We start from the raw sequence: 6,844 nt of genomic DNA, 5'->3' as shown, positions 1-6,844 counted from the left end.
CGCCACTTTCGCCGGATCCTGTGCGGAGAGCAGCGACGGATCCTCGCCGCGCACCGCAAGCCTGGCCGCATTGTTGGAGAAGGCCTTCGCCATGCCTTCATAGAGCCAGCCGGCGGCGCGGTCGAAGCTCGCATCGGCGCCGAAGCGGTAGCGCGCCAGCGTCATCTCGTCATCGTTGAAGATCGGCGTCACCAGGCCGGCGCCGGCCTTGTAGGCATGCTCGACGATCCGCCTGGTTAGCGGCAGTGCCGCGATCGATGACGTCAGCACCAGATCCTGCCCTGGCTGCAATTGCAGCCCGACCTTGATGGCGACTTCCGCCAGCCTGTCGAGCTTCACCGGGTCGATTGATGCGGAAACGCCGCGCGAATGTGTGGTCATGATCCTGCCTGTCGTAGTTTGATGTCCGACCTACCATAGAGCGGCGGCGCGGCGCTTTCCACCGCGATCGCGCCGGCGGGTTTTGGGGTTGCGGACCCGAACCGCGCCATGGTTGCTTCGATCTCTTCCCTGATCCAGACCTTGAAATCCCGGACCTTGCGGCTTTCCGCCTTGACGGACGAGGTCACCAGCCAATAGCCGAGCCCGCTCTGGGCGCGGATACCGAAAGGCGCCACCAGCCGCCCGTCGGCCAGCGCATCCGCGGCGAGCAATTGCCAGCCCAGCATCACGCCGTGGCCGGCAATCGCCGATTCCAGGCACAGCATCGGGTCGGTGAAACGCGCACCCTTGAGGAAGCTGACAGGTGGGACGCCGGCCGTCTCGAACCAGCTTTCCCAGTTGATCATTGCTCGCTCGTCGGTGATCGCGCAGGTCTGGGCAAGGTCCTCGATCGACTTCAGTTTTTGGGCAATCGCCGGCGCGCAGACCGGGAAGACTTCCTGCGCCAAGAGCAGTTCCGTGCGCCCGCCCGGCCATTTGCCGTCGCCAAGCCGGATGGCGATGTCGATGTCTGAGTGATCGAGATTGACCAGCCGCACCGAAGCGTCGATGCGCAGCAGCACGTTGGGATGCCGGTCGAAGTGGCGAGATAGTCTGGGCAACAGCCACTTCGAGGCAAAGGCCGGCGCCACCGAAACCACCAATGTGCATTGCGTAGCCTCGTCGGCCAGCGCCACGGCCTGGGAAAGCTCACGAAATCCAGCACCAAGGCGGGCCGCGAAGACGGCGCCGAATTCGGTCAGCACCAGACCGCTCGCCGTTCGCTCGAACAGCGCCTGGCCGAGCTGTTTTTCGGTACGGCTTATCTGCTGGCTGCGGAAACGTTGAGCTCACCGGCGGCCGCCGCCAGCGATCCGAGACGGGCAACGGTTTCGACGGCGCGCAGGCCGTTGAGGTGGACGCGGTTGAGCATGGCCATTGAGTTTTTCTAAACTGATCCGGCTGAAATCTCAATTGAAAGGCATGTCGAAACGGCGGATTTTATCGGAAGAGACAGACCTGTGGAGCCGGAAATGCTGAGGATCTTGTCGTCGTCGCTGAAGGTCTTTTTCGCTGCGAGTACGCCGTATGAGCCGCACCCGGACAGCGAAACGCAGAGATGGCTGACCGATCCGCTTTCGCATCCGGTGCTGAACACCATGTCGGAACGCGAACTGGGCGATGTGCCGTTCAGGCTGACGGCACGGCGGACAGTGCACGAGACGGCCCCGTTGCACGCCGGCGGCCGCTGCTGAGCAGCCGCCAAGCGTTCCGGCTTGAGGAAAGTCGAGGCGAGCACCACGTCCCGCGCACGCGCTGGCCCAACAGATGGCGATTGTTTCAGCGACCCCTGCACTTATTGTGCAGTGCAATGACATCAGCCACCTCGACAGCGCTGCGTTTCGCCTTCGCCGGCATGATTGCCATGGCGGTTGCCATGGGCATCGGCCGTTTCGTCTACACGCCGATCCTGCCCGGCATGATGCAGGAATTGCATCTGTCGCCTGCCGATGCCGGTTGGATCGCGTCGGCCAATTATCTCGGTTATCTCGTCGGCGCGTTGGCAGCGGCGGGCGGCTGGGCGCATGGGCGCGAGCGCCTGCTGATGCTGGCGGGGCTTGGCGCCAGTACGGTCCTTGCCGCGCTGATGGGGCTGACCGAAGCGATGACGGCCTTTCTCGCTATCCGCTTTCTGGCCGGTCTGGCCAGCGCCTTCGTCATGGTGTTCATGGCCAGCACCGTTTTCAGCCACATCGCGGCTGCCGGTCGCAACGACCTGCAGGCCTGGCATTTCGGCGGCGTCGGGCTCGGCATAGCGGCATCGGCGGCGATGATGGCGGTGCTGGTCGCCGAGCATTCGGGCTGGGCTGCAGGCTGGCTGTGGTCGGCGGCGATTTCGGCCTGTGGTTTCGTCCTCGTTGCGCTGTTGGCCAATGAGGGTCCGCTCGGCAACGGCGAAGCCACCCGCGAGCCGGCACTGCGGATGGACCGGTCGTTGGTCAAGGTCATCGTCGCCTACGGCCTGTTCGGCTTTGGCTATGTGGTGACGGCGACATTCCTGGTCGCCATCGTCCGGCAAGGCGGCGGCAGCCGCGTCTTCGAGGCCATGGTGTGGATGGTCGCCGGTCTTGCGGGCTTTCCCTCAGTCTGGCTCTGGCAGAAGATCGCGGCCCGGACCGGCCTTTATGCCGCCTATGCGCTGGCGTGCTTCATCGAAGTTGCCGGCGTCACCGCCAGCGTCGCCATCGGCGGCGCCACCGGGCCGCTGCTTGCCGGCGTGCTGCTCGGTGGCACCTTCATTGCCATCACCGCATTTGGCCTGCAGGCCGCCCGGCAGCAGGCGCCAAGCGCGCCGCGGCGGATATTCGCCCTGATGACGGCTGCGTTCGGCCTTGGCCAGATCATCGGGCCGGTCGCCGCCGGGTTTCTGGCGCAGATGTCCGGCGATTTCTTCCTCGCCTCGATCACAGCCGCGATCGTGCTGGTCGTCTCCGGCGCCATCACATGGTCGGCTGCGCCAAAATCGCCATGATTGTGAGCTTGCTGTGCCGGGCATCGGGCACGGGCATTTTCTTTCCCACTAATGTGTGACTTTATGCCCGCTGTCGTCAGCTGATTTGTGCCTAGATCGAGGAATTCGCCACAGTGTTCGTATCCTTTTTCCCGCAGCCGAAGCTGTTCTTCACTTCGGCCGCCGTCTGGAGCCTTGCGGCGATCCTGTTCTGGTTCTTCGGTGGTGAACAATTAGGTACGGTTTTCGGATTGCCGCCCGCCGCGGCCGGCGCGCCGCCCATCATCGGCATCGCCATCCTCGTATCGAAGCCGTTCCTCTGGTTCTATCTCTATTTCGCGTTCTGCGTGCTCGTCTTCTACGCATTCTGGAGCTGGTATTCGCCGCATCCATGGCAACGCTGGTCGATCCTGATGACCGCGGTCATCCTGTTCTTCATCTATTTCAATGTGCAGGTCAGCGTCGCCGTCAACGCCTGGTATGGGCCTTTCTTCGACTATGTGCAGGGGCTGATGTCGGGGACTGGAAAGTCGACCAACAGCGAATTTTATATCGGATTGGCTGATTTTTCGTGGCTCGCCCTGGTCGGCATGAATGTGCAGGTGGTCAACGCCTTCATCGTCAGTCACTGGATCTTCCGTTGGCGCACGGCGATGAACAACTACTTCGTCGAGAATTGGGGCAGGCTACGCCATATCGAGGGTGCCTCGCAGCGCATCCAGGAAGACACGATGCGGTTCTCGCAGATCATGGAAGATCTCGGCTCCAGCTTCGTCCAGTCGATTATGACGTTGATCGCATTCCTGCCGGTCATGATCCAGTTGCAGGCCCATATCACCGAGTTGCCGATTATCGGCGCGATTCCACAGCCATTGGTTGTCGCAGCCCTTGCCTGGTGTCTGTTCGGGACGATCTCGGTCATGGTTGCAGGTCTGAAACTTCCAGGGCTGCAGTTCCGCAACCAGCGCGTTGAGGCAGCCTACCGCAAGGAACTCGTCTACGGCGAGGATCACGCGGACCGGGCCCAGCCGGCCACCACGGCCGAGCTGTTCGAGAATGTTCGCCACAATTATTTCAGGCTCTATTTCCACTACATCTATTTCAACGTCGTCCGTTACACCTACCTGCAGGCCGACAACATTTTCTCGCTGCTGATCCTCGGTCCCTCGCTGGTGGCGCACAAGATCACGTTCGGCGCGCTGAACCAGATTTCGAACGCATTCGGCAAGGTGACCGGTTCACTGCAGTTTCTGCTCACCTCCTGGTCGACCATCGTCGAGCTGCAATCGGTCCACAAGCGCCTGCGCGCCTTCGAGGCGACGCTGCAAGGCGAGCCGCTGCCCGATATCGACCAGCGCTATCTGGCAAGGCAGGGCGCTGAGGATCCGGCCTAAAGATCGAGGTTGGAAACGAACCGGGTTGGCGGCTCAGCCGCCGACCGAGACCTGCCTCTGGCCGGCATCCTGGCGCGAAACATAATCGCGAAAACTGATGCATTCGACATCGGCCTTGACGCAGACCTCGCCGGCAAAGCGCTCCAGCGCGTTCCAGTAGGCGCCGTCATTCATCAGCGCGAAGTGGAAGCCGAGCTCCAGCGGAATGCGCTTGCCGGCATACTGCTTGTCGAAGGCGGCGCGGAAGGCATCATAGGTCCGGTTGGCGAACTCGCCCGCTTGGCTTGGCCGTTCGAAGCCGCCGGAATGCCTGACATAGAGATTGTAGTCCATGGCGATCACCGGCCGTGACTTCGGTCCTTCTGGAATCTGCGGCAGCGAAAAGTGCATGACGCCGTTGCTGGCCGTCGGTCGGGCGGGGCCCTGCGAGACGCCGCTGGCGTCGAATTGATAGCCGGCGGCCGGCAGCGCTTCATAGAGCGCCTTGCCCGTCGACAGATACGGCGCGCGAAAACCGACAACCGCATGCCGTGCGAAATCGCGCCAGCCCTCAGGCTCGGGCGCAATGCCGTTGATGGCATAGGCGTTCTCGAGAATGTGCTCGAACGAACCGAACTCTTTCAGCCAGTCGGCCTTGCTCCAGTCCTTGCCGTCGAAATGGCCGCAGCCATGGCTGGCGATGTCGTGGCCCTCATGCGCGGCAAGCCCGATCTGCTCGAGCCGGTCGGTGACTTCCTGTTTCGAGGCGGCAAAGCCGATATTGGATTTCCCGGCGCTTCTGCCGGGTGCGGTGTATTCCTTGCGTGTTTCCGTCGACAGCAGGAAGACGCAGGACAGAAAATAGGTGAAATGTGCCCCGGTGCGCTCAGCCAGTGCTCGACTGCGCTTCCACTGCGAAATGTCGCGGGCGCTGTCGAACGAGATGATGACGACCTGCTTGGGCTTTGCCGGCACCGGTGGCGCGGGCGGGTCGGCCAGAGCCACGCCGGCAGTGACGAGCGCGGCAAGCGAAAACGCAACAACGCGGAACGGACGAAGCATAGGAATCTGATCTTAACTCGGGGAACGTCTGCAAGCCGGCTATCGCCTAAATGTGGCGCGGGTGCGATGGGCCTCTTCGGCTGCTCGTCCGGGGCAAACATCCGTTTGCCCCGGACAATAGCGATTTTCCGGTCGAACCCCTTCCATGCCGGCAAAATTTCGCTAAAACGCGGGCTGACAAAGGCCCGACCGGGCAGGAATGGTTTGATTTGATGTCCGACGACAGTTTTATCCGTGAAGTCAACGACGAGATCCGTCGCGAACAGGCGCAGGCGCTGTGGGACCGTTTTGGCCCAGCCCTGATTGTCGTTGCGATCCTCGTGGTGCTCGGCACCGCAGCCTTCGTCGGCTATCGCTATTGGGACGAGACGCGCGCCAACCGCTCGGGCGATGCGTTCTCGCAGGCGCTGAAGCTTGCCAATGACGGCAAGAACGATGAGGCGCTGACCGCGCTCGATCAGTTGGAGAAGGATGGCTACGGCGCCTATCCGCTGCTCGCACGCATGCGCGGCGCGACCGTCAAGGCGAACAAGGGCGACGTTCCCGCCGCCGTCAAGGATTTCGACGAAGTCGCCGCCGACACGGCCATTCCCCAGAGCATTCGCGACATGGCGCGGCTGCGGGCAGCGCTGCTGCTCGTCGACCATGGCTCGTTCGCCGACGTGTCCAGCCGTATCGAAGCGCTGACATCCGACACCAACACGCTGCGCCACACGGCGCGCGAGGCGCTCGGCCTTTCCGCCTGGAAGGAAGGCAAGACGCAGGATGCGCTGAAACTGTTCGACCAGATCGCCGCCGATGACGGCGCCCCGCGCAACACCCGCGAGCGCGCAACATTGATGTCCGAGCTGATCCGCGGGTCGGGCAGTGCGTCGTGACCTTCAAAGTCGCCATCATCGGCAGACCTAACGTCGGCAAATCGACTCTCTTCAATCGGCTGGTGGGAAGAAAGCTGGCGCTTGTCGACGACACGCCGGGCGTCACCCGCGACCGTCGCGTCCACGCCGCCAAGCTCTACGACCTGCATTTCGATGTCATCGACACCGCCGGCTTCGAGGACGCTGGTGCCTCGACCTTGCCCGGCCGCATGCGTGCGCAGACCGAGATCGCTATCCGCGAGGCCGACCTGATCTTCTTCACCATCGATGCCAAGTCCGGCCTTTTGCCTGACGACAGGACCTTCGCCGAGATCGTGCGCAAGTCCGGCAAGCCGGTCGTGCTGGTCGCCAACAAGGCCGAGGCGAAGGGCGCCCAGGGCGGTATGCTGGAAGCCTGGGAGCTCGGCCTTGGCGAGCCGATCCCGGTTTCGGCCGAGCATGGCCAGGGCATGCCCGATTTGCGCGACGCCGTGATCGGCGCGCTCGGCGAAGCGCGCGCCTTCGGCGAAGACGAAGATGGCGAAGACGAAGAGATCGCTGCCGGCGAGGTGCTGATCGGCGAGGATATCGCCGATCCGGATGCCGAGCACACCTACGAC

The 6,844-nt window shown here is 63.0% G+C and carries 7 protein-coding genes and 1 pseudogene; 5 read left to right on the top strand and 3 right to left on the bottom strand.

The annotated features are described in order from the left end of the window. Both EOA22_RS20510 and EOA22_RS20505 read right to left on the bottom strand, forming a co-directional pair. Positions 1-381 (bottom strand): aminopeptidase (locus tag EOA22_RS20510; RefSeq protein ID WP_164755678.1); only part of this gene is annotated, 381 nt, incomplete at its 3' end. Continuing rightward, positions 378-1,360, bottom strand: a pseudogene (locus EOA22_RS20505) (LysR substrate-binding domain-containing protein). The gene EOA22_RS20510 and the pseudogene EOA22_RS20505, both read right to left, overlap by 4 nt. 94 nt (positions 1,361-1,454) lie before the next feature. Between EOA22_RS20505 and EOA22_RS20500 the strand changes: the two are divergent. The 3 genes from EOA22_RS20500 (at position 1,455) to sbmA (ending at position 4,326) form a co-directional block, all read left to right on the top strand. Continuing rightward, on the top strand, positions 1,455-1,676 hold the full coding sequence (locus tag EOA22_RS20500; protein WP_063167643.1) for a hypothetical protein: 222 nt from the start codon (positions 1,455-1,457) through the stop codon (positions 1,674-1,676). Positions 1,677-1,792: 116 nt separating this feature from the next. Further along, positions 1,793-2,953 carry a YbfB/YjiJ family MFS transporter gene (locus tag EOA22_RS20495; protein ID WP_063167644.1) on the top strand — a complete coding sequence of 387 codons (1,161 nt, stop codon included), beginning with the start codon at positions 1,793-1,795 and terminating at the stop codon, positions 2,951-2,953. Between the two features lie 113 nt (positions 2,954-3,066). After that, a complete protein-coding gene (gene sbmA, locus EOA22_RS20490) occupies positions 3,067-4,326 on the top strand; it encodes a peptide antibiotic transporter SbmA (protein WP_013532851.1) in 1,260 nt (419 codons plus the stop codon). A gap of 33 nt (positions 4,327-4,359) precedes the next feature. Here sbmA and EOA22_RS20485 read toward each other — a convergent pair whose 3' ends face one another. Further along, positions 4,360-5,367, bottom strand: coding sequence for a polysaccharide deacetylase (locus tag EOA22_RS20485; protein ID WP_013532850.1), 1,008 nt, complete (start codon positions 5,365-5,367; stop codon positions 4,360-4,362). Positions 5,368-5,579: 212 nt separating this feature from the next. Here EOA22_RS20485 and EOA22_RS20480 point away from each other — a divergent pair, with 212 nt between their 5' ends. Both EOA22_RS20480 and EOA22_RS20475 read left to right on the top strand, forming a co-directional pair. Continuing rightward, entirely contained in the window at positions 5,580-6,245 is a 666-nt protein-coding gene (locus EOA22_RS20480) for a tetratricopeptide repeat protein (RefSeq protein ID WP_063167646.1), read from the top strand. Continuing rightward, positions 6,242-6,844: GTPase (locus tag EOA22_RS20475; protein ID WP_127390178.1), on the top strand; the 603-nt coding region annotated here is incomplete at its 3' end. The genes EOA22_RS20480 and EOA22_RS20475, both read left to right, overlap by 4 nt.

Source organism: Mesorhizobium sp. M7A.F.Ca.US.014.04.1.1 (assembly GCF_003998745.1).
GTDB classification, from domain to species: domain Bacteria; phylum Pseudomonadota; class Alphaproteobacteria; order Rhizobiales; family Rhizobiaceae; genus Mesorhizobium; species Mesorhizobium ciceri.
This window is presented reverse-complemented; position numbering and strand designations above follow the sequence as displayed.

What these genes read in the sequence shown, in the direction of transcription:
- EOA22_RS20495 (WP_063167644.1), top strand. Translation starts at nt 1,793, where the DNA reads ATGACATCAGCCACCTCGACAGCGCTGCGTTTCGCCTTCGCCGGCATG.
- EOA22_RS20500 (WP_063167643.1), top strand. Translation starts at nt 1,455, where the DNA reads ATGCTGAGGATCTTGTCGTCGTCGCTGAAGGTCTTTTTCGCTGCGAGT.
- EOA22_RS20485 (WP_013532850.1), bottom strand. Translation starts at nt 5,367, where the DNA reads ATGCTTCGTCCGTTCCGCGTTGTTGCGTTTTCGCTTGCCGCGCTCGTC.
- EOA22_RS20480 (WP_063167646.1), top strand. Translation starts at nt 5,580, where the DNA reads ATGTCCGACGACAGTTTTATCCGTGAAGTCAACGACGAGATCCGTCGC.